Raw genomic sequence first — 1,926 nt, forward strand, 5'->3', positions numbered from 1 at the left:
TGCAAGGCTGCTGCCGAGCAGTTTGCCGCCGTGGTTGTCCAGGCCCTTGCTGGTGAGTGTGAGCGCGTCCTTGGCTTCGATGCGGCCGCCGTCGCGGTTGCTCAGCACACCGGCATGAACCTCCAGCGACTGGCCGCCGATCAGGCCCTTGAGGTTGTCCAGGCGCTGGCTGATCTGCAGCAGCAGGCGCTGGTCACTGAGCAAACGGCCATTGCCGTTGTCGAGTTGCTCGGCGGCGACGGTGAACGCTTGCGCGCTGGAGATCTCGCCACCCTGGTTGGCCACGGTCTTGAGATTGTTCAGCAGCAGCGACGGGGCATTGATCAGGCCGCCACGGTTATCCAGGTGGCCATGGCTCAGGTCGAGGTTCACCGAAGTGTCACTGAACAGCTTGCCACCCTGCTGGTCGAGGCCGGTCACCGTTGCACTGAGTGCTTCACGGCTACCGACTCGGCCGCCGTCGCGATTGTCCAGTTGACCAGCATGCAGATCGAGGGTGCGGTTGCTGCTGATACTGCCCTGGCGGCTGTTGTCCAGGTGGCCGGTGGTAATGGTCAGCGCGCCCTTGCTGGCAATAACGCCCTTGTCGGTGTTTTCCAGGCTGGCGCTGGCCAGGGTGATGTCACCGTCGCTCAGCAACTCGCCACCCTTGTTGAGCAGCGCGCCTGCCGTGGTCAGCTTCAAGCTGCCGGCGCTATCCAGTTTGCCAGTGCTGTTGTCCAAGCTTTGCGCAGCCATCACCAGCTGGCCCTCGGCGCTGATCAGGCCGAGGCGGTTGAGCGCCGCGCCGGTCAAGGTCAGGGTCATGTCCCGCTGGCTGGTCAGGCGGCCACCGTCGTTGTCCAGGGTCAGACCGGTCAGGGTCAGACCGGTCTGGGCCTCGATACGCGCCTTGTTGCGGTTGAGCAGTGCCTGCAAGGCGAGGGTCATGCCGGTGCCAGCGACCAGCAGGCCGCCGTCGCTGTTGTCCAGCGAGGTGCCGGTGACCGCGACAGCGGCCTTGCCGGTGATCTCGCCGCCACGGTTGTCGATCCGATCGACGTCCAGGGTCAGGGCGCCGTTGCTGCCGAGCAGCCCTGACTCACGGTTGTCCAGCTCGCCACCCTTGATCCGCAACTGCTCCAGGCTGATCAGCGAACCCGCAGTGTTGAGCAGTGTGGCGGCCTCGATCTCGCCGCGGCCCTTGCCGGAAATCTTGCCCTTGCTGTTGTCCAGGGTCTTGGCGTCGAGCTTCAGCGAGGTATCGCCCACCAAAGTGCCCTGGCGATTGTCCAGGCGATCATCAATAGCCACGACCAGGCTGGAGCGGCTGCTGACTTCACCTTCGCGGTTGTCCAGGCTGGCGGCACGCAGGTCCAGGCCCTTGGCCGAGACCAGTCCCTTGGCATTGTCCAGTGCCTGGGCGATACGCACCGTCAAGGCCTGGTCGCTGAGCAGCTTGCCCTGGCGGTTGTCCAGCGTTGTGGCGGCGAGGGTGAAACCTTGTGGGCTGGAAATCTCGCCCTTCTGGTTGTCGACGCTGCCGAGGTTATTCAGCACCAGTAGCGGAGCCTTGATCAGGCCATGGTTGACCAACGCGCCCTGGCCCAGGTCGAGGGTGATCGAGGCCTTGCTCAGCAGACGCCCGGCCTGCTGGTCGAAGCCCGTGGCGGTCAGCTGCATGGCGCCATCGCTGTCGATGCGGCTATCGCTGCCGGCATTGTTGACCTGGCCGGCCTTGATGGTCAGGCGGTCGTTGCCGACCACGTGCCCGCTGTCGCGGTTGTCCAGCGTGCCGGTGGCGATATCCATGGCCCCCTGCGCGCCGATCTCGCCGGCACGGTTGTCCAGGCTGGCGCTGCGCAGGTCGAGGGCGCCGTCAGCGGTGATCGAGCCGCGCTGGTTGTCTACCTTGCCAGTGGTGGCCAGGGTGAGCTTGCCGGCGCT

Annotated in this window: 1 pseudogene; it reads right to left on the bottom strand. The window is 65.5% G+C overall.

The features are described 5' to 3' along the window. A pseudogene (locus NMG10_RS25710) lies at positions 1-1,926 on the bottom strand (adhesin); the annotation flags it as partial.

Origin of the sequence: Pseudomonas sp. DVZ6, assembly GCF_024259445.1 — a bacterium.
In the GTDB taxonomy this organism is placed as follows: Bacteria; Pseudomonadota; Gammaproteobacteria; order Pseudomonadales; family Pseudomonadaceae; genus Aquipseudomonas; species Aquipseudomonas peradeniyensis.